At 68.9% G+C, this 386-nt stretch carries 1 protein-coding gene; it reads right to left on the bottom strand.

Features of this window, described 5'->3' with window-relative positions; all coding sequences use genetic code 11:
* A partial coding sequence (locus G3I56_RS43030; RefSeq protein WP_164418989.1) for a DUF3515 family protein occupies positions 1-386 on the bottom strand: 386 nt, incomplete at both ends.

The following is a 386-nucleotide window of genomic DNA, read 5'->3' as shown; positions in this document are numbered from 1 at the left end:
ACATCGTCAGAGACCGCTACTTCCACAGCCGGATTCCGGCCGTAAGTGATGACTACCTTCTTGCCGCCCTTCGAACGGCCATCGCGGAAGACCCAGTCCACACCGTTGACGTTGGCGCACGGGTCGACGGTCGGGGCCGGTGGCGTGAGCCCACAGCGCAGAACGATCACCCCATCGCCCCATACCGCGACTCCGGGCCGTCCGGTGAAGGTCAGCGCCTGGCCGGCGAGACGGCCCGGGTAGCGAGACGCGGCCCTCTCGCACTCAGGTCGCTCGGCGCGCGGGGCGGACTCAATTCCGTATCCGGGCGCCCCCATCTGCCGTACCACCAGCACTCCACCCACCAGGGTGCCGACCACCGCCACTGCGACGATCACCCGCGCTCG

The organism is Streptomyces sp. SID12488 (assembly GCF_010548275.1).
GTDB lineage: Bacteria > Actinomycetota > Actinomycetes > Streptomycetales > Streptomycetaceae > Streptomyces.
This window is presented reverse-complemented; position numbering and strand designations above follow the sequence as displayed.